Genomic DNA, 20,035 nt, shown 5'->3' with positions numbered 1-20,035 from the left:
TAACATATTTATCGGGAGGATTGTAATGGATTTTAAAGAAACACTTATTGATAAAAAAGAAGTATTTAGAGGTGACTTTTTAGTAGTAGAAAAGTTAAAGGTAAGGTTGCCTGATGGAAATCAAGGAAACAGAGATGTTGTTCGACATCCAGGAGCTGTTGCACTATTGGCTTTTCTAGATTCTGAAACAATATTATTAGTGGAGCAATTTAGAATGGCATTAAATAAGACTTTACTAGAAATTCCAGCTGGCAAACTTGAAAAAGGTGAAAATCCTGTAGAGTGTGCACATAGAGAACTTGAAGAAGAAACAGGATATAAAGCAAGAAAAATGGAGTATTTAGGAACGATTGCAACAGGTGCAGGATTTACAGATGAAAAAATACACATATATAAAGCTTCTGAACTATTTCAAGGAATTAAGGGTGGAGATGATGATGAATTTATTGAAGTAGTACCGTATAAACTTCAAGATGTAAGAGTGCTTATTAAAGAAGGAAAAATTATTGATGCAAAAACAATATCATCTATGATGTATCTTTAATAAATTATTTTCAAATGGAAGGTACAAAACTTAAAAGAGATTTTAGGTTTTGTACCTTTTTCCACTCTTCACATATTAGTAACCTACCTACTAGGCATAATTTATAAATAGTAATCATAGTATTATTTAGAACAACAGTAGGAGGATGAAGAGATGAATAAGTTAATAGAAAAAATGAATGAAACTTTTAGAGAAAATAAACTTTACTATATAATTGTTTTACTTTTATTTTGTGTAGGAATAGTAGTAGGATCTTATACAGTAAAATATATGAACTTAGGAGATAAAGAAGATTTAGCTAATTATTTTACTACATTTGTAAATGGTATTGGTGATAGAGAGATAAATTATAGCACTTTACTATTTGATGTAGTTAAAAAAAACTTATATCTGATACTTCCAATATTTGTACTAGGTTTTACTTTTTTTGGAGCTCCAATTATTTTAATTATCGATTTTTTTAAAGGGTTTAGTTTAGGATATACTTTTACTTTTCTATTAACAACATTTGAAGGAAAAGGTATAGGCTTAGCTTTTGCATCTATAATACCTCAAAACATTATTTATATACCATGCTTTATAGCATTAAGTGTTATAGCCTTAGAGCTGTCTGCTTCCAAGTTTAGAGTAAAGTTCTTGAAAAAGAGTAATGTTCAATTTAATCCCAAAAGTTTAGGGAATTACTTTATAATAATAGCTGGGCTATTTGTGATTGGAATAATGATAGAAACCTATGTGTGTCCAAATTTAATAAAATTAGTGGTAACAAAGATATATAGTTAGAATAATGACAACATAATGATGAATAGATGAAGGGAAAAGGTTGATTATGTCGAATATATAATTATAATAATGGTGTAGGAGAAGGTAATGATAGAAATTATAAATAATTATAAGAACTACTTGCTGCAAAATGATAAGAGTGAAAATACAGTATATGCATATGTGACTGACGTAAATCTTTATACAAAATTCCTAGAAAAGAAGGAAATGAATTTGTATAGTTCTGATAATGTGGCAGTTATGGCTTATATTCAACATCTCTTAAACCAAGGAAAATCAGAACGTTCAATAAATAGGATTGTAATTAGTCTAAGAAGTTTTTACGGATATTTAAAGAGTAGATCTTTAGTAAATGATATACCTAAGATAACTTATAAAAGTAGCAGAAATACAAAAAAATTACCACAAATATTGACTATTGATGAGGTAGATAGAATAATAAGGTCTGTAGACAAAGATGGAGTTAAAGGGATAAGAGATAATGCTTTACTTGAGCTTATGTATGCAACTGGCATGAAGGTGTCTGAACTTATTGGAATAAATGTTGAGGATGTTAATCTTGATTTGTCTTTTGTAAAATGTACTGATAACAAGCATTATGAAAGATTAATACCTATTGGAAGAAGCGCATGTAGAGCAATAGAAGATTATCTTTCTATTAGAGATCAGGTAGCAGAAGTAGGAGTAAATAATCTTTTTGTTAATTTAAATGGAAACAAGTTAACAAGGCAAGGAATATGGAGAATAGTAAAAGAATATTCTCATAAAGCTGGAATTGATAAAGATGTTAATTTAAACACTTTTAGACATTCCTTTGCAGTTCACATGTTGCAAAATGGTGCAAATGTACGTGCAGTTCAAAAATTACTTGGAAATCAAGTATTAACTTACATGGATACCTATTATGAAATCATAAATAGTGATAAAATAAACTTAATCTATAAAAAATCACATCCAAGAGCATAAGAAAATGATGATTTTTTACAAAGGATATTTGCTAGATTGAAAGGAGAACATTAAATGAAAAGAGTAATACTAATAGTTTTAGACAGCCTAGGAGTTGGGGAATTGCCCGATGCTGAAGCTTTTGGTGATAAAGGAAGTCATACTTTAGATAACATATGTAAAAGTGTTGGAGGTATTAATGTTCCAAATTTAAAAAAATTAGGGTTTGGAAATATTGATGGAGTTAATGAACTTGGAAAAGAAGAAGAGGTAATTGGGGCCTTTGGTAAGTCTATGGAAAAATCTATAGGTAAGGATACAGTTACTGGACATTGGGAAATAGCAGGAGTTGTATTGGATAAACCGTTGAATACTTATCCAAATGGATTTTCAGAGGAAATCATAAAGGAATTTATGGATAAGGCAGGGGTCAAAGGTATACTAGGAAATAAAGTAGCTTCAGGAACTGAGATTATAGAGGAATTAGGAGAAGAGCATGTAAAAACTGGTTACCCAATTATTTATACATCAGCTGATAGTGTGTTCCAAATTGCAGCTCATGAAGAGGTTGTAGGACTTGATAATCTTTACAAAATGTGTGAAGTGGCTAGAAATATGTTAGTTGGAGATAAAGCGGTAGGTAGAGTAATTGCAAGACCTTTTGTTGGAGAAGCACCAAACTTTAAGAGAACTTCAAATAGAAGGGATTATGCTTTGGATCCATTTGGTAAGACTATGCTTGAATATATTAAGGAATCAAATAAGAAAGTAGCTGCAGTAGGTAAAATCGAAGATATATATAATAAAAAGGGAATAACAGATGCAGTTCATACAAATGGAAATATGGATGGGGTAGATAAGACATTAGAGTACATGGATAGTATTGATGAAGGACTTATATTTACCAATTTAGTCGATTTTGACATGCTTTATGGTCATAGAAATAATCCTGAAGGATATGGAAAGGCTATCGAGGAGTTTGATTCTAGATTAGGAGAAATATATAGTAAGCTTAAGGAAGATGACATCTTAATACTAACAGCAGATCATGGCTGTGATCCTACTACTAAGAGTACTGACCATTCAAGAGAATACATACCAATACTTGTGTATGGCAAAAATGTTAAGGGTGGAGCAGAATTAGGAGTAAGAAAATCTTTTACTGATATAGGAAAGACTATATTAGATTACTTGAATGTTCCAAATCAATTGAAAGGCGAATCTTTTATAGATATCATTCTATAAAGGTTTAGGTGGATAAAGTATGAGAATGTACGATGTTATTTTAAAGAAAAGGAGAGGAGAAGAGCTAACAACTGAAGAAATAGATTATTTCATTCAAGGCTTTACTAAGGGAGAAATTCCTGATTATCAAGCCTCAGCTCTTTTAATGGCAATTTTCTTTAAGAGTATGAATAAGAGAGAAACTGCTGATTTAACAATGGCAATGGTTAATTCAGGAGAACAATATAATTTAGATAGAATTAATGGAATAAAGGTTGATAAACATTCGACTGGTGGTGTTGGAGATAGTATTTCAATAGTGTTAACACCAATGGTTGCAGCTCTTGGCGTTCCTGTTGCAAAAATGTCAGGTAGAGGACTTGGACATACCGGAGGAACTATAGATAAGTTAGAAGCATTTAATGGATTCTCAGTAGAACTTACAGAAGAAGAATTTATTAAAAATGTAAATAACATAGGAATAGCCATAGCGGGCCAAACAACAGATTTAGCGCCAGCAGATAAAAAACTATATGCATTAAGAGATGTTACAGCTACAGTTGATAATATGTCATTAATTGCATCTAGTATAATGAGTAAAAAAATAGCTTCTGGTGCTGATGGAATAGTTCTTGATGTAAAAGTTGGAGAAGGAGCTTTTATGAAAACTCCAGAAGATGCAAGAGCATTAGCTAGAGAAATGGTTGATATAGGAAAACATGTAGGAAGAGAAACTGTTGCAGTAATTTCAGATATGGATCAACCTTTAGGTTTTGCTATAGGTAATTCTTTAGAGATCATTGAAGCTATTGAAACTCTTAAAGGAAATGGACCGAAGGATCTATTAGAGTTAGCATTGACAATAGGTAGCAACATGTTAATGATAGCTAAGAAGGCATATAATATAGAAGAAGGTAAGAAACTTTTATTAGAAACTATAGAAAATGGTAAAGCTATAGAAAAGTTAAAGGAATTTGTAAAAGCTCAAGGTGGAGATCCTAATATGATTGATGATTTAGACTTATTTCCAAAGGCTAAATATAAGTTGGAAGTTAAATCTAAAAGAGCTGGTTTTATTTCTAAGATACATGCTGAAAGAGTAGGGATAATAGCAATGGAACTTGGAGCTGGAAGGGCAACTAAGGATAGTGTTATAGACTTATCTGTAGGAATAGTACTTGGAAAGAAAAGAGGGGAAGAGGTTAAGGAAGGAGAAGTCTTGGCTACTGTTTATGCAAATTCGAAAGAAAAGGGTGAAAGAGCTGTAGAAAAGCTTCTTCAGGAAATTGTTATTTCTGATTCTTATATTGAAACAATTCCTTTAATTTATGAAATAATAAAGTAGAAAAATTATAAAGCTGTATCAAAGTTTACTTATTAAAACTTTGATACAGCTTTTTTATTTAAATGACAATATGTGATATTTTTTTTGTAAATGGAGATAATAATTCTTGAAAGGAGGAAGATAAATGAAGAAAAAATGCATAAAAGTTATATCATTATATCTATTATTTATGCTAACATTTTTTATAATTCCAAATAATAGCATAGCATTTGCAGTAGAAGATGATATAAAACAAGAACCAAAAACAGAGGAAAAGGCAGAAACTGAAACAGAAGCTGAAGAAGCAGATGAGAAAGAGGAGGGGAAAGAAGAAAGTACTCCAGGTGGAGCAGAAAACATAGAGGCAAAATCAGCTTTATTAATGGAACCTATATCTGGAAAGATAATTTATGAGAAAAATATAGATGAGAAATTTGCACCTGCTTCAGTAACAAAAATTATGACAATGTTACTTGCTATGGAGGCTATTGACAGTGGAAAGGTAAGTTTATCAGATAAGGTAACCTGTAGCGAAAATGCTAAGAAAATGGGTGGAAGTACAATGCTCTTAGATACAGGTGAAGTGAGAACGTTAGAAGAACTTATTAAAGGTGTAGCTATCGCATCAGGAAATGATGCTGCAGTAGCTATAGCTGAATACATAGGTGGGACAGAAGGGGATTTTGTTATCTTGATGAACAAAAGAGCAAAAGAACTTGGAATGAAAAATACCACTTTTAAAAACTGTAACGGACTTCCAGCAGAAGGACATCTATCAACTGCTAGGGATATTGCAATCATGTCTCAAGAATTACTAAAACATCCAACTATATTAAAATATTCAGGAATATATATGGAGACAATTTCAGAAGGAAGAAAATCTCCAATAGAACTCGTAAATCATAATAAATTGGTTAGGTTTTTTGAGGGGTGTGATGGCTTAAAAACAGGATATACAAGTGAAGCAAAATATTGTATTTCTGCAACAGCTAAAAGAAATGGGGTAAGGATGTTATCTGTCATAATGGGAGCTCCTACATATAAGATAAGAAACAGAGACGCTGGTATTCTTATGAATCATGGTTTTTCAAAGTTTCAAGGAAAGAAATTATTATCAAAAGACGAAGATGTAGAAGAAGTTAAAATGGGAGAAAAAACTGATAAATTTTTTATAGCAAAAGCATTAAATGATTTAGAAGTAGTAATACCAAAAGGAATTGATGGCGAATTAGAGAAGAAGATAGTAATTGACGAACTTAAGGAACAATATAAAGTTGGCGATGTAGTAGGAAAATGTGAAGTTTATCTAGGAAAAGAGAAGGTTGGAGAAGTACAAATATATTCTGATAGGGATATAGAAAAAGGTGGATTCTTAGAAGGTATTAAATATAATATAAAAAGTATATTTAAATAGGATAATTAATAAAAAGCTGTTTCTATTGAAGAAGCAGCCTTTTATTATGAAAAAAATTAGGTTTAAAGAAAATAAAAATTATATTATAATAAAGAGTAGACTATAGAATTTTATAGGGTAAAGGGGGATTATATATGGAATTACCAAGTATAAAAATAGATAATTTCGAAGGACCCTTTGACTTGTTATTACATTTAATAAAGAAAAATCAAATGAATATTTATAATGTAGAAATATATAAGGTAACTAACCAATATTTAAGTTATTTGGATAAAATGAAAGAAATGGATTTGGACATTACTTCAGAATTTATTGTTGTTGCAGCAACCCTTATAGAAATTAAGTCAAAGACTTTGCTTCCAAAGCCCAAAAAGGAAGAAGAAGATGAAGAAGATATTGAAAAGAATTTGTTAGAAAAGCTAATTCTTTATAAAAAAATTAAGGAGTCTACTAATTTTTTTAGAGAAAGATATACAAGTTCCGGTAGTATATTCACTAAAAAGCCAGAGATAATAGAAGAAGTTAGAGAACCTATAGATAATCAGGATTTACTAAAGAATATTACTTTATTAGATTTATATAACATATATAATAATTTAATTGAAATCCATAGGAATAAACAAAATAGAGCTAACGTTATTCAAAAAAAGATTTATGTTGACAAATATAAAATTGAAGATAAATTTAGTTATTTATCAGAAAGATTAGAAAAAGGAAAAGCTACAGATTTTGAAGATATAATGATGGAATGTGAATGTAAAATAGAATGTGTAGTAACTTTTTTAGCTTTGTTAGAGATGATTAAACAAAAAGTCGTTAAAGTATATCAAAGTTCAAGCTTTGGTACCATAATCATTGAAAGGATGGCAGAAGAGGATGAATAATTTTGAAGTTGGACAATTTGAATTCGAAGAGACATCAAGAAGAGGTGTAGAAAGAGCTATAATAGAAGCAATGCTTTTTGTAAGTGGAGAACCTCTTATGTTAAAGGATTTAGCTATTCATCTAGAAGCTAGTACAAAATATGTAGAAGATTTACTTACAGAGCTTATGAATGATTATGAAAATGAAGTGAGAGGGATAAAGTTAATTAAAATTAACGGAGGATATCAATTAGTAACAAAAAGTGAGTACAGTGATTATATCCAAAAGTTATTAAAAAAGAATAAAAGACAATCCTTATCTCAAGCTTCACTAGAAAGTTTGGCTATTATAGCATATAAACAACCAATAACGAGAATAGACATTGATGAAATTAGAGGAGTAAAATCCGAAAGTGCTATTCAAAAACTTGTTGAAAAAGAAATTATTCGAGAAGTTGGAAGACTTGAAGTTCCAGGTAGGCCAATTTTATATGGTACTACTGAAGAATTTTTAAGACAATTTGGATTAAATGATTTGAAGGAGTTACCATCATTAGATCTATTCGTGTCAGAAGATGAGAAAAGTGAAGCTAGTATCACATTGGAAGAAGAGTAAAGAAATAAGTGTCTTGAATAATGAGTAAATTATTTAAAGACACTTATTTTTACTTAAATATTTTTATGAAAAAATTATTTGTGTAAATGGAAATATTAAATTTCTATTAAGGATAGTTAACTCCATGTTTATTCATCATTCAATTTGCATGAATAATCAGTGGAATCATATGAATCTGATTTTTGGCTTTTATTTGATGATGGTTTTTTAAAAAGATCTTTTATCATATCCATAACTTGAGGTACAGTATCTACAATTCTATCATATGTACTGTCGTGATCTAGTGGAAGAAGCCTTACAGAATCTTCTTTTACAACTAGGAAAGCAACTGGTTTCACTGTAACACCTGCACCAGACCCTCCTCCAAAAGGATATTTTGATTCAAGTTTATCAGAATTTGATTTATCTGGAAATTCGCTACCTCCTGATGCAAAACCAAAACTAACTTTTGATATAGGAATAATATAACTGCCATCCTTAGTTTCAACGGCATCACCTATTACTGTATTAACATCTATCATGTCTCTAAGATTTTCCATTGTACTTTTCATTAAATTATCAATTGGATGTTCATTATTCATATTTTACCTCCTTTAAGTTCATCTTCTTTAATGAATAAAATTACCTTAATGAATAAAATTCCCATATAAATAATTTGTGCTATAGAAAGGGTTATTATACTAGTTAATTTAATTTCTGCAATAATTTCGTCTTTAAAGATTGGATTTATATTGAATCCAAATTTTTTAATTTTAAAAATTATACTAAAAAACCAAGAGAGTAAAGGTGAATACGTTGATAAAATTCCATATAAAATAGCTGTTTTAGCTGCATCTCCAATAGAGTAATTAAAGTAGCCATGAATTTTTAAGCTAGGTTTAAATGTTGATTTTTTAAATTCCTTAATTATTGTTAATACTTTATCTATAGAAAGCCCATTTAGAAAAGTATTTTTTGCATTTTTAGTTTTGTTTTCAGCATTATTATCTTTTTGTTCTGGTTTTACCTTATTAGAACTCTTTTTTGCTTTTTTTTCTTTCTTTATTAATGATAAGTTATATATTTTTATATAGTAATTTTCCTTAGAAAAAAGTATGTGAATTTTAATAGGGATAGGAACAAAAAGAATAAGAAAAATTATAAATAGAAATAATTTCATGATATTCCTCCGTAAATATAACATTCTTAGTATTACCAGTTATGCACAAAATAAACTATAATTTTTATTTACGAGGTGTATTATTTAACGAAAAAAAGAAAAACTACACATATAGTACAATTTAGAAGGTGGTTTATATGAAAAAAATAAAGCGGAAAATATTTGTCTTTATGGTGACTACTATTTATATATTAAATATAAATCTATGTACTGCTGAAGCATACAGTAAGAGTAACTTTAGAGTTAGTGCTCACAATGCAATAGCAATAGATAGAGAAACAGGCCAGATACTATTTGAGCAAAAAGGCTATGAGTTAGTTCCTATGGCTAGTACAACAAAAATATTGACAGCATTAATTGCAATTCAAAGAGGTGATTTAGATAATAGTTTTACAGTGAGTAAAAAGGCTGCATGTGTAAGAGGTTCTAAGGTAGGATATAAAGAAGGGGAACAAATAACTATTAGGGAGCTTTTATATGGATTAATGTATAAATCAGGTAATGATGCAGCTATAACTATAGCTGAAGGAATAGGTGGATCAATTGAAGGGTTTGCAGATATAATGAATCATTATGCTGTTAGTTTAGGATTATTAGATTCTCATTTCGAATCTCCTCATGGGTTAGATTCACAAGATCATTATTCATCAGCTTATGATCTTGCAATTTTAACAGCAAAAGGTATGGGATATGATACCTTTAGAGAAATAGTAGGAACTAAAGAAATAGATAAATCAAAGTATAACTTTACAAGAAGTTATAATAATATAAATAAAATATTATGGAAAATACCAGGAGCAAATGGTGTAAAAACAGGTTATACAGGGCAAGCAGGAAAGTGTTTAGTTTCATCCATTAATGATAATGGAAAAGATATAATAATTGTAGTTTTAAATTGTCCAGATAGGTGGAATCAAACAGAAAAGATATATAAATATGTACAAGGAATCAATGCTTATGAAAGTATGGTTATGAAGGAACTTGTAAAAAATCAAGATGAGGAATATGGATTTGAAAAAGAAGAGGCACAGTTTGAAGTTAGGACGTAAGCTTTTGTAATAAATGGTTTGCTTTTTTTACAGTATTTTGATAATCTGAAGAGAGTAAAAGTTACAGGGGGAAGTTAAATGGATAAGAAAAAAATATTAAGTACAGTAGATCATACATTATTAAGTCAGACTAGTACATGGGAAGAAATAAAAGGAATATGTGATGATGGTATAAAATATCAAACAGCATCAGTTTGCATACCACCTTCATATATTAAAGAAGCTAAAGAATATGTTGGCGATAAGTTGGCTCTTTGTACGGTTATAGGTTTCCCAAATGGGTATATGACAAAAGCAACTAAGGTGTTTGAAACAAAAGATGCTTTAGCAAATGGAGCAGATGAAATAGATATGGTTATAAACCTTGGATGGGTTAAAGATAAAAAATTTGATCTTATAGAAGATGAAATTAAAGCATTAAAAGAAGCTTGTGGTTCAAAAATTCTTAAAGTTATAATTGAAACATGTTTTTTAACAGAAGAAGAAAAAGTAAAAATGTGTGAAGTTGTAACAAAGGCTGGTGCTGATTTTATTAAGACTTCTACTGGATTTGGAACAGGAGGAGCTACTAAAGAAGATTTAGAATTATTTGCAAAACATGTAGGTCCAAATGTAAAGATAAAAGCAGCTGGAGGAGTTAGAGATTTAGAAACAGCTGAATTGTTTATTAATATTGGAGCTAGCAGACTTGGAACTAGTTCTATTGTAAAAATAATTAATAATGAAGAAGTTACTGGATATTAATTAGTAAGAAATTTAATTCCTACTTACCTTTCAATAATATCAAAAGGTAAGTAGGAATTTTTTGCTTAACTAAATGATTTATTAAATTTATATAAAAATACTAATGAGTAAGTATTTCATTTCCAGTCTCAGTTATAAGAATTGTATATTCCCATTGAGAAGAAGGATATCCGTCTTCTGTTAAGGCTGTCCAATCATTATCGGCATCTACAAATAAATTAGGTTTACCCATATTAATCATAGGTTCTATAGTAAAAATCATACCAGGAACTAATAACATATCGGTACCCTTTTTCCCTACGTGAGCTACGAAAGGATCTTCATGGAATTCAATTCCAACACCATGGCCGCCAAATTCACGGACAACAGAGTAACCATTTGCTTCAGCATGCTTTTGGCAAGCTTCGCCTATGTCACCAAGAAAACCCCAAGGTTTAGCAGCTTCAAGGGCTAAATCTAAGCATTCCTTAGACACTCTAACCAATTTTTTTAAATCTTCATGGGCTTCTCCAATAATAAACATTCGTGAAGCATCAGAATAGTATCCGTTATAGATGGTAGATACATCTACGTTTATAATATCTCCTTCTTTTAAAATTACATTCTTATCAGGAATACCATGACATATCTCATCATTTATAGAAGTACAACAGCTTTTAGGAAATCCCTCAAAATTAAGTGGAGCAGGAATTGCACCTTTAGAAACTGTATAATCATGAACTAAAACATCTATATCTTCTGTAGACATGCCTATCCTAATATTTTTAGCAACTAAATCTAAAACCTCAGTATTTATTTTAGCACTTGCTCTTATTCCTTCAATTTGCTCTGCGTTTTTTATTAGTTCTCTTGGTGGAGTTATACAACCTTTATTTGCATATGATTGTATTTTTTGATCAAATTCTAAATGGCACTTTTTATATTTTTTATTACTACCACACCAACAGAGATCATTTCTATTAAAATCCATTTTTATCTCTCCTTTTATTAGTCATCTATATTTATTATATAACTTTTAAGGAAGAATAGGAATGAAATAAAAGTATAATGATGTAACAAATTAGATTTTAAAAAATACTTTATTATAAGGAGTAATTTCTATTAAGGAGTACTTAATGATTAAAGAAAAAGTGGATTGTATTGACTGTGGAACAGAATATTGTCCATGTAAATTAGCTGAATCAGGTGAATGCATACTATGTTCTCAACTTCATGGAGAATGTTTTTGTGATTGTTTAAACTGGAAAGGAGTTTGTGTATATCAAGAATATTTCAATAATGGGATGAAAGCTAAAGAGGGAAGAAAGGCTATAACTTGTAAGGTTATAGAGGTTAATACTTTCGATAGTGGAGCTTCTATGATTAAATTTATTGCTCCTCATAAGCTAGCTTTAGATTTGGTGAAGCCAGGAAGTTATATATTTATAAGAACAGATGAAAATTATTTCTTTGATATTCCAATTTCTATTATGGAGTCAGATATAGAAAATAATATAATTACAGTTGTTATTGAAATTAGAGGAATTAAAACAAAGAAATTACGGGGAATAAATTTATATGATGAAATAGTTATAAGAGGTCCATACTGGAATGGTGTATTCGGACTAGAGAATATAGCTAATCAAAAGGGGAAAAATTGTTTAGTTTTTGCTAGAGGAATAGGAATGGCGCCAATGATGCCAGTTATTAGAAAGCTTATAACTAATAAAAATGAGGTAGATGTTTATGTAGATTGCAACCCATTTAAGGAGAACTTTGCGAAAGAATATATTGAGAAGTATGGAATATTTCCTAAAGAAACTAATCTACTTCATAATGGAAAGTTGTCAGATGAAGGCAGATTTATAATAGATCATTCAATTAAGGATAAGAACATAGAGTTTATACATTTAGCAGGTGCAGATATTTTAACTCATGGTGTGATTGAGTATTTAAATGAATTAAATAGAAATGATATAAAACTTTCATGTTGTAATAATTTTAAAATGTGCTGTGGAGAAGGAATTTGCGGAGCTTGTACTGCAAGATTTGCTGGACATAAAGTTAAGAGGTTTTGTAAAGTACAAGAAGATCCAAGAAGCATTTTTGAGGGGAGAAGATTTATATGAAGATAGTTATAGTTGGTGGAGGTTGGGCAGGAACAGCAGCAGCTATTAGTGCAAAAAAAGCAGGTGCAGAAGTGCATCTTTATGAAAAAACCGATCTATTATTAGGATTAGGCAATGTTGGCGGTATTATGAGAAATAACGGTAGATATACTGCATCAGAAGAGTTAATAGTGCTTGGTGGTGGGGATCTAATAAAAATTACTGATAGAGTTGCAACTCATAAGGATATAGATTTCCCAGGGCATGTACATGCGACTCTTTATAATGTAAACAAAATTGAAGGGGAAGTTAAAGATTATGTGGAAACACTGGGAATTAACCTCCATATGGAAAGTAGAGTAAGAGATGTGGAATTTGATGGACATAAAATCAAAGGATTATATTTGGCTGATGATACCTTTGTAGAGGGCGATGTTTTTATTGAAACTACAGGTACCACTGGGCCTATGGGAAACTGTTTAAGGTATGGGAATGGCTGTTCTATGTGTATTTTAAGATGTCCATCTTTTGGTCCAAGAATAAGTATCAGTCAAAGATGTGGAGTATCTGATTTGCAAGGAGAAAGAGCAGAAGATGTATTAGGTGCAATGAGTGGATCTTGTAAATTAGCTAAGGATAGTTTATCAGATGAAATAAGAAATGAATTAGATGATAAAGGTGTAGTTGTATTAAAAGTACCAAAGGAAGATGTTAATTATGATAAGCTTAATAGTAAAGTATGTCAGCAATATGCGTTAAAAGAATTTGCAGAAAATATTATACTTCTAGATACAGGTCATCCCAGATAGTCCATTCTGCAAAATTTTGGTTAATTCCTCCTCAGTATATTCAACCTCCTCATCACTTTCATCACTTCCAATAAACTTTATCTTTATACCACCATTCCCCCTGCCACTACCATACCAATAGATAACATCAATAAGGCAATCAATTATCTCTTTCTGCTTTTCTCTAGGCAAAGTATCAATACATCTGCAATCATTCAGATGTTTCTCTATAATCTGAGTACTTAACATATCTATTTTCAATTTAGATTTTTCTAATTCAAGATTCTTTATTTTAAGCTCAATATCTTTACATTCAGATTCTAAGGTTTTAATTTTATTTACTAGAACTTCCGATATGTCGGAAGTTAAAGATAATTTCTCTACTAAATTGTCAATTTGATTCCTTTTATTCAATAAAGATTTTTCAAGAGAAATTTTCTCTATACCTATACTATTTGCTTTAGATTTCTCTTTATACTGCTCTTTTAGGGAATTTAGAAATTCTTCCTTAGTATAAGAGAGCTGCTTTAAGCTTAGCATTACTAGTCTTTCTATTGTATCTGCCTTAGCATTATCATTATCACATAAGGCTTTGTGGGATTTTCTTTTCAATGAGCAGGTATAGTAAAAACGTTTTTTGCCTGTAACATTGGAGACAGATCCATGTTGGATCAGCATATATTCTTTGCATCTTCCACATCTAAGTTTGCCAACTAGTAGAGCATTGTGGGTTTTCCCTAGCCTTGGGAATTTAGTTTTATTGTTAGCAAACTGTTCTTGGACTTTAAGCCATAGCTCAGGCTCTATGAATCCTTCAATAGAACTTACTGCAGCAAACCTTTCGCTTAAAGGTTTGTTTTGCTTTATGAATTTCCCATTCTTTTTAGTTTGTTCAGTTTTGTTATATGTTAATAACGAATGGACATTATCAGTATTTCCGTATATGGACCAATTATTATTTTTTAGATACTCTATAACATCTGAATTGGCTTTAACATAAATAGGATTCTGCAAGATAATCTTAAGAGTAGATTTCTCGTACATAATACCTGTTCTTGATTTGATTTGGTTTTGAGTGATGTAAACTTCTAACTTATGGAGGCTACCAAGTTCAAGATATTTTTCATATAAGAATTTTACTAAGTTCATTTCATCTTCATTTATAACTAACTGAGTTATTTCCCTTGGTAGGCCATTTTCATCAATAAAAGTATTCCTTTCTGAAATGAAGCCAACAGGTATTTTGCCACCAGTCCAGCGACCATTTTTAGCCATTTCTAGCATGTTATCCTTTACTCTTTCTGCAATAGTTTCACGTTCTAATTGGGCAAAAACAGAAGCTATATATATCATAGCTCTACCCATTGGGGTACTTGTATCAAACTGTTCTTTAATTGAAATAAAATCACAATTATGAGATTGCAGAATTTCAAGTGTAGAAGAAAAGTCAGCTACATTACGGGAAATTCTGTCCAATCTATAACATACAAGAATATCAATCTTTTTACTCTTTATGGCATGCATGAGTTTCTTAAACTTAGGTCTATCAAGGTTTCCACCGCTAAAACCTTCATCTTCATAAATAGTAAATTCAACATCTTGACCTATGTTTCTATTTATATAGTCCTTGCACATTTCAACTTGATTCTCAATTGAATCACCTTTTCCAGTGAACTTGGATTTTCTACTGTAAATAGCTACTCGTTTAGGCATTATTTACTTTCATCTCTTTTCTTTCTTATTCTGTCTATTCCAGCTTTGAAAAAGTCTTTTAAAAACTTTGATTCATAGTCATTTAATTTTTGACCATCTAGTCTAAGTTCGTCAGATTCAAATACAGTATCTAAAGTATCTGCTATATCACTAACATGATATTCAATTGTTTCTAGATTTAATAACTCATCAACTGTAGTCTCTAATGCTTTTGCAACTTTTTCAAGGTTATTGGAGTTTAAGTTTTGACTTTTTCCATTTTCTATGTCATGTAATGTTGCATATCCAATTTCGCATTCTTCTTTAAGTTTATTTAAACTCCATCCTTTTTTTTCTCTTAACGATCTAATATTTACACCTAGGGTACTAATATTCATATAAACCATCCTCTATATATTTTTATTTGTTATAAGTAAATTATATCAGTTTGCCGATAATATGCAATACAATTAATTATCGGTAATGTGACAAAATAAAGTAAAAATTATCGCTAATATGATATAAATAAAAGAGAAAGGGAGCATTAATGAGATAATATGGTAATCTATGCAAAAAATAAGTGGTACAAGCGATAAATAAATATTTACTCTATCAGAAAAGCGATATATAATTTGAGTATAATCTCGCTTTGGCGATAAAAAGGAGGGGATATGAATATAAATAAAATTATGAAAACACTTGAAAGACAAGGAATATCAATGCATGAGTTGTCTAATAAATGCAAAGTACCTTATTCTACATTGCATGATATTCTAAATGGAAAAGCTAAAAATCCACGTATTGATACAGTAAGTAAAATTGCAGAGGGGCTTAATATTTCAATTTATGAAATCTTAAATAAGGAGGCAATGGATGAAGAGAGTGATATTAAAGATAAAGAAAAAGAAAAATGATAGTAACCCTTTAGTTAAATAATTCATATCATGTATGGATGCTTTAATGGGGGTGGGCAATGTATACTGTATCAATAGTTTTGCCAAGTACAAAGGAAGGAAAAGAAGAACTTGAAAGGAGCTATGCAAGGGTAATGGCAAATATAGCTTGTGATATGTTAAGTACAGAAGAATTGAAAATTTTAATTGATAAATTGGAAGCTAAAGAAAAAGGGGCTTAATGCCTTAAGAAAATAGGAAGTAACATAATAAATATTATTCTTAAAGACAAGGAATTTAGACAAGCTTTGTTTCATGGAGGTGATGTATGTACATTTTAGTAAAAAGAGTAGCTGGCAGTTTAACTTTAATTTATTTAATAATGATTTTAATATTGTGCCTTAGGGATTTGAAAATAAGCAAGAAGAAAAAGGGCATTATTATTAATACAATTTTAGCAATATGGACATTAATAAGTTTATTTTATGTTGCAGGAAGTTTTTTTTATGAGTAGAGACTTATGTATAAGCAAAAGAAGGACAAGCTATTAAGACTGGTAATTTAAGAAGGAAGTTATTAGATGAAAGAAATTAAGAGTAAAACTATTACAAAAAAATACACATTGCAAGCTTTGGACGGGTTGCAATGTGTGTGAAGCCTGATTAAAAACCTCATATTAATTATAACCTTAAATTGGTTATAAAACAACCTTTTATCGGGCTTGTAATAGGTATTATCTTAACAACCACAAGTAATAAAAAGATAAGAGGTGAAGAGATATTTGCCTATAAGAGAGAAGAGAATTTATAGTGGAAAATATTTAGAAGTTGAAATTTATCCAATAACAAAGATGGAACAAAAACAGAAGAGAGGGAAGAAAAATAAAGTATCACTTCCTAAGCAAAAAAACTTAAATGATAAAAATGCAAAGAAGCATCTTAGGAGATTAATTAATGCAAATTTTACAGACAAGGATATAGCATTCCATGCAACTTATGATGAAAAAAATTTACCTAAAGATGAAGAAGAGGCTAAGAGGAATGTACAAAATTTTCTAAGAAGAGTTAAAACATATAGAAAAAAGAATGGACTAGAACCACTAAAGTATATAGCAGTAACAGAATATAAAGAAGCAACTGAAGATAAGAGAACCAGGACAAGGATACATCATCATGTAATTATGAGTGGCATGGACAGAGATGAAGTTGAAAGGATATGGGGGAAGGGGAAACATTCTAATGCGGATAGGTTAAAGGCAAATGAACTAGGGTATGAGGAGTTAGCTAATTATATTGCTAAGGATCCTAAGGGAAGTAAGAGATGGTGCCAAAGTAAAAATTTGAAGCAGCCAATAGTAAAAGTAAATGATTATAAGTACTCTCATAGAAAGGTGTGGGAATTAAGCAGAGAGCAAGGGGATAAAAGAGTTTTTGAAAATTTATATCCAGGATATAGATTTACAGATCATAGAGTAGAAGTTAATGATATTAATTCAGGAACTTATATTTATGTAAAGATGAGAAGGTTAAATTGAAGAGAAGGGGATGGGGAAATTTATGAATAGAGATAGTTTAAAGAGGGTTTATGAGGAAAGAGGATTAATGGATTATAAATTGGAGACACTCCATGATCTGTTTTATATTTACGGGGTTAAGTTAAATCAAATTGAAGGGTATAGTAAGCTTGAAGAGATTGAGAGGATTAGGTTTAGTAGGTTTGTTCTTAGTTATTATAATAGTAGTGGGTTAGATAGTAGGGATGTATCTTTTCTTAAGGTCAGTAGGGAGAATAATAGTTTAAGGGTTGAGTTTATTGATAATGGGGAGTGGAGAGTTGGGAAATTGGAGTTAAGTGTTAATAATTAAAGAAGAATTTTTAGTTATGGAAATATACTTGTTTAATAATGAGTGTATAGCAATTTAATAATATAAATATTGATATAAAATTTAAAGATAGTAAGTGTTTAATTATGCTTATTATCTTTTTTAAATACTAAATATACAATTATTCAAATAATATGGTAAATTTTCTTTTAATATCTATATGTAAACATTATATACATATTTACAAAATAATATCTTAATGGTATTATTATGTAGAAAAAGTTCAAAAGGGGGAAAAATTATGAAAAAAATATCAAAAATAGTTGCAACTACAGTTGTGGGTCTTTTAGCGTTTTCTGGTTTAGCTAATGTAAAGGCTGCAGATTGGAATGCTTATACAAACTATGATATTCGAGTGCCACAATTTAATTATGCTACTACTGAGGCAGTTCACAAAACAACTAACTCAACCGAAATGAAAAATTTTGTTAATTCATTTGGTTGGTCAGGTTCTACAATTTATACTTGGGTATATAAAAATTCAGAATTATCTGCTAGAACTGATGTTACAGGAACTGGTTCTTATTCTATGAGAATAGCTCAAAATCTTGCTAATCAATATAGAGGTGGATATATACGTTTAAAACTTAAGACATCTCCAACAACTATGCATGCATGTGATGTATCTGGTGAATTTCATACAGATATGTAATATATGATAGTAGGAACTACATTTTGTAGTTCCTATTATTATAATTTATCAAATATACTATTAAGGAGGACTACTTTGGTCAACTATATAAAATGTGAATTAAAAAGAGCAATATTTTCCAAAAGAGCTGCACTATCCATTATTATTGCTATGATTTTATACTTAATATCTTTGCATAATCTTACCCTTTATGAAGGATTCAATTTAAAAGAATTTAATGAAATATATGATTCTGTAGATGTTTTTATAATGATAAGAGTAGATTTGATTGCTTTAGTTGCACCATTATTGGCAACATTTATTTTTTCAGATTCATATTTATTAGACTTAGAGTCAGGATATCTAAATTTTATTTATTTACGAATATCAAAGAAAAAATATGTTTTAACTAAAGTGTTAGTTAATGCTTTAGCAAGCGGATTAATTATGGCCATATCTTCTATAATTATATATGCCATATTATATATATTTCTTGGAATATCTAAAACTAGTCTAAATCCAGTGCAAGGACCATTTGATTTTATTTTTTTAAAATCAAAATTCTTATATGTGATAGTATTGATGATGGTTTCGTTTGTTTTTAATGTGGTATTTTCTACTTTTGCATTAGGAATATCTGCATGGGTAAAGAATAGATATCTAACAATTCTATCAGCATTTTTCTATTATGTAATTAGTGCAACATTATTTGTGTCAGTAGGATTAAACAAACTTAATGCTACTATACTATTTACATTACATCAAATTGCAACAGAATTTGATGTAATATTTTATCAATGTGCATTGTTTGCAATTGGATTTATTTTATTTTATTTTGGGGTGCTATGGAAAAATGAAAAAGATAATTAATTACTTTAATTTAAAATTTAACTCTAATAAAATCATTGGAATTTTTGTATGTATCGTCATATTTCAATTTTTGCTATATGTTGAATTAATAAACAATCCATATAAGTATACTTTTTATGATTTGATAATTAAACAATTTCAGTATTTAAATTTATTTTATTTTTTAAGCTTTTTCTTTTTGTTACTTCTTTATAATCTATGTAATAGTAGTAGTTTTTATAAATATTATCACTTAAAATTTAAAAATAAGGTACAAGTATATAATATAAATATATTGACAGTTTTTTTTACAAGCATAATATTTGATGTTGGATTGAATTTAATTGCCTTTATTGAATGTATAATGAATACAAGTTTTGAAAATCAATGGAGTGAATATTTTTTTCACAACATGACAGGAAATGTTAATTTGATTTTTAGTGAAGAAATCGTAAAATTTATTACTAGTACACTTTCACCGCTAACTTATGTAATATATACAAATATTTTAGTTATATTATATCTAACATTTTTAGGTGTATTATTT

The 20,035-nt window shown here is 29.6% G+C and carries 24 protein-coding genes and 1 pseudogene; 20 read left to right on the top strand and 5 right to left on the bottom strand.

Annotation, left to right across the window (positions count from 1 at the left end; translation table 11 throughout):
- Positions 1-25 precede the first annotated feature (25 nt).
- The 8 genes from H9661_RS01395 (at position 26) to scpB (ending at position 7,713) form a co-directional block, all read left to right on the top strand.
- A complete protein-coding gene (locus H9661_RS01395) occupies positions 26-544 on the top strand; it encodes an NUDIX domain-containing protein (protein ID WP_191767522.1) in 519 nt (172 codons plus the stop codon).
- A 153-nt stretch (positions 545-697) separates the two neighbouring features.
- Entirely contained in the window at positions 698-1,327 is a 630-nt protein-coding gene (gene spoIIM / locus H9661_RS01390) for a stage II sporulation protein M (RefSeq protein WP_143314304.1), read from the top strand.
- An 87-nt stretch (positions 1,328-1,414) separates the two neighbouring features.
- Positions 1,415-2,293 (top strand): tyrosine-type recombinase/integrase, encoded by an 879-nt coding sequence (locus tag H9661_RS01385; RefSeq protein WP_143314303.1) that lies wholly within the window; start codon positions 1,415-1,417, stop codon positions 2,291-2,293.
- Between the two features lie 54 nt (positions 2,294-2,347).
- Positions 2,348-3,517: a phosphopentomutase gene (locus tag H9661_RS01380; RefSeq protein WP_143314302.1), complete on the top strand. Its 1,170-nt coding sequence runs from the start codon at positions 2,348-2,350 to the stop codon at positions 3,515-3,517.
- A gap of 19 nt (positions 3,518-3,536) precedes the next feature.
- Positions 3,537-4,841 (top strand): pyrimidine-nucleoside phosphorylase, encoded by a 1,305-nt coding sequence (locus H9661_RS01375; protein ID WP_191767521.1) that lies wholly within the window; start codon positions 3,537-3,539, stop codon positions 4,839-4,841.
- Positions 4,842-4,965: 124 nt separating this feature from the next.
- On the top strand, positions 4,966-6,234 hold the full coding sequence (locus H9661_RS01370; RefSeq protein ID WP_243129487.1) for a D-alanyl-D-alanine carboxypeptidase family protein: 1,269 nt from the start codon (positions 4,966-4,968) through the stop codon (positions 6,232-6,234).
- A gap of 134 nt (positions 6,235-6,368) precedes the next feature.
- The gene (locus H9661_RS01365; RefSeq protein ID WP_143314298.1) at positions 6,369-7,118 is read left to right on the top strand and encodes a segregation/condensation protein A; all 750 of its coding nucleotides are present in this window, start codon (positions 6,369-6,371) and stop codon (positions 7,116-7,118) included.
- Positions 7,111-7,713 carry an SMC-Scp complex subunit ScpB gene (scpB, locus tag H9661_RS01360; protein ID WP_191767520.1) on the top strand — a complete coding sequence of 201 codons (603 nt, stop codon included), beginning with the start codon at positions 7,111-7,113 and terminating at the stop codon, positions 7,711-7,713. The genes H9661_RS01365 and scpB overlap by 8 nt, the downstream gene beginning before the upstream one ends.
- Positions 7,714-7,841: 128 nt before the next feature.
- On the opposite strand, the gene ytfJ is transcribed toward scpB, so the two are convergent.
- Both ytfJ and H9661_RS01350 read right to left on the bottom strand, forming a co-directional pair.
- Positions 7,842-8,294, bottom strand: a complete 453-nt coding sequence (gene ytfJ / locus H9661_RS01355) for a GerW family sporulation protein (protein WP_143314294.1) — start codon at positions 8,292-8,294, stop codon at positions 7,842-7,844.
- Positions 8,291-8,872, bottom strand: coding sequence for a DUF2953 domain-containing protein (locus H9661_RS01350; RefSeq protein WP_191767519.1), 582 nt, complete (start codon positions 8,870-8,872; stop codon positions 8,291-8,293). The genes ytfJ and H9661_RS01350 overlap by 4 nt, the downstream gene beginning before the upstream one ends.
- A 137-nt stretch (positions 8,873-9,009) precedes the next feature.
- Between H9661_RS01350 and H9661_RS01345 the strand changes: the two genes are divergently transcribed.
- Positions 9,010-9,921 carry a D-alanyl-D-alanine carboxypeptidase family protein gene (locus tag H9661_RS01345; protein WP_143314290.1) on the top strand — a complete coding sequence of 304 codons (912 nt, stop codon included), beginning with the start codon at positions 9,010-9,012 and terminating at the stop codon, positions 9,919-9,921.
- Between the two features lie 78 nt (positions 9,922-9,999).
- Positions 10,000-10,665 (top strand): deoxyribose-phosphate aldolase, encoded by a 666-nt coding sequence (gene deoC, locus H9661_RS01340; protein WP_143314288.1) that lies wholly within the window; start codon positions 10,000-10,002, stop codon positions 10,663-10,665.
- 100 nt (positions 10,666-10,765) lie between these two features.
- On the opposite strand, the gene H9661_RS01335 is transcribed toward deoC, so the two are convergent.
- Positions 10,766-11,635, bottom strand: coding sequence for a methionyl aminopeptidase (locus H9661_RS01335; protein ID WP_143314286.1), 870 nt, complete (start codon positions 11,633-11,635; stop codon positions 10,766-10,768).
- A 145-nt stretch (positions 11,636-11,780) separates the two neighbouring features.
- Here H9661_RS01335 and H9661_RS01330 point away from each other — a divergent pair, with 145 nt between their 5' ends.
- Positions 11,781-12,773 carry a sulfide/dihydroorotate dehydrogenase-like FAD/NAD-binding protein gene (locus H9661_RS01330; protein WP_191767518.1) on the top strand — a complete coding sequence of 331 codons (993 nt, stop codon included), beginning with the start codon at positions 11,781-11,783 and terminating at the stop codon, positions 12,771-12,773.
- Positions 12,770-13,558 (top strand): annotated as a pseudogene (locus H9661_RS01325) (FAD-dependent oxidoreductase); the annotation flags it as partial. The gene H9661_RS01330 and the pseudogene H9661_RS01325, both read left to right, overlap by 4 nt.
- Here H9661_RS01325 and H9661_RS01320 read toward each other — a convergent pair.
- Both H9661_RS01320 and H9661_RS01315 read right to left on the bottom strand, forming a co-directional pair.
- A complete protein-coding gene (locus H9661_RS01320) occupies positions 13,538-15,253 on the bottom strand; it encodes a recombinase family protein (protein ID WP_191767516.1) in 1,716 nt (571 codons plus the stop codon). The pseudogene H9661_RS01325 and the gene H9661_RS01320 sit on opposite strands and share 21 nt — an antisense overlap.
- Positions 15,253-15,630 (bottom strand): helix-turn-helix domain-containing protein, encoded by a 378-nt coding sequence (locus H9661_RS01315; protein ID WP_191767515.1) that lies wholly within the window; start codon positions 15,628-15,630, stop codon positions 15,253-15,255. The genes H9661_RS01320 and H9661_RS01315 overlap by 1 nt, the downstream gene beginning before the upstream one ends.
- 273 nt (positions 15,631-15,903) lie before the next feature.
- On the opposite strand from H9661_RS01315, the gene H9661_RS01310 reads away from it, so the two are divergent.
- From H9661_RS01310 to H9661_RS19390, 8 genes are all read left to right on the top strand, one after another.
- Positions 15,904-16,146, top strand: a complete 243-nt coding sequence (locus H9661_RS01310) for a helix-turn-helix domain-containing protein (protein WP_191767514.1) — start codon at positions 15,904-15,906, stop codon at positions 16,144-16,146.
- 59 nt (positions 16,147-16,205) lie between these two features.
- Positions 16,206-16,367 carry a hypothetical protein gene (locus H9661_RS01305; protein ID WP_191767513.1) on the top strand — a complete coding sequence of 54 codons (162 nt, stop codon included), beginning with the start codon at positions 16,206-16,208 and terminating at the stop codon, positions 16,365-16,367.
- A gap of 86 nt (positions 16,368-16,453) precedes the next feature.
- On the top strand, positions 16,454-16,639 hold the full coding sequence (locus tag H9661_RS01300) for a hypothetical protein (RefSeq protein ID WP_191767512.1): 186 nt from the start codon (positions 16,454-16,456) through the stop codon (positions 16,637-16,639).
- 267 nt (positions 16,640-16,906) lie between these two features.
- Entirely contained in the window at positions 16,907-17,659 is a 753-nt protein-coding gene (locus H9661_RS01295; RefSeq protein ID WP_191767511.1) for a rolling circle replication-associated protein, read from the top strand.
- 22 nt (positions 17,660-17,681) lie between these two features.
- Positions 17,682-17,990: a hypothetical protein gene (locus H9661_RS01290; protein WP_191767510.1), complete on the top strand. Its 309-nt coding sequence runs from the start codon at positions 17,682-17,684 to the stop codon at positions 17,988-17,990.
- A 259-nt stretch (positions 17,991-18,249) separates the two neighbouring features.
- On the top strand, positions 18,250-18,660 hold the full coding sequence (locus H9661_RS01285; protein WP_191767509.1) for a hypothetical protein: 411 nt from the start codon (positions 18,250-18,252) through the stop codon (positions 18,658-18,660).
- Positions 18,661-18,735: 75 nt separating this feature from the next.
- Positions 18,736-19,509 carry a hypothetical protein gene (locus tag H9661_RS01280; RefSeq protein WP_191767508.1) on the top strand — a complete coding sequence of 258 codons (774 nt, stop codon included), beginning with the start codon at positions 18,736-18,738 and terminating at the stop codon, positions 19,507-19,509.
- A partial coding sequence (locus H9661_RS19390) for a hypothetical protein (protein ID WP_207729612.1) occupies positions 19,493-20,035 on the top strand: 543 nt, incomplete at its 3' end. The genes H9661_RS01280 and H9661_RS19390, both read left to right, overlap by 17 nt.

Origin of the sequence: Clostridium cibarium, from assembly GCF_014836335.1 — a bacterium.
GTDB classification, from domain to species: domain Bacteria; phylum Bacillota; class Clostridia; order Clostridiales; family Clostridiaceae; genus Clostridium; species Clostridium cibarium.
The sequence above is the reverse complement of the archived record's forward strand: the minus strand, read 5'-3'. Positions and strand labels throughout refer to the sequence as shown.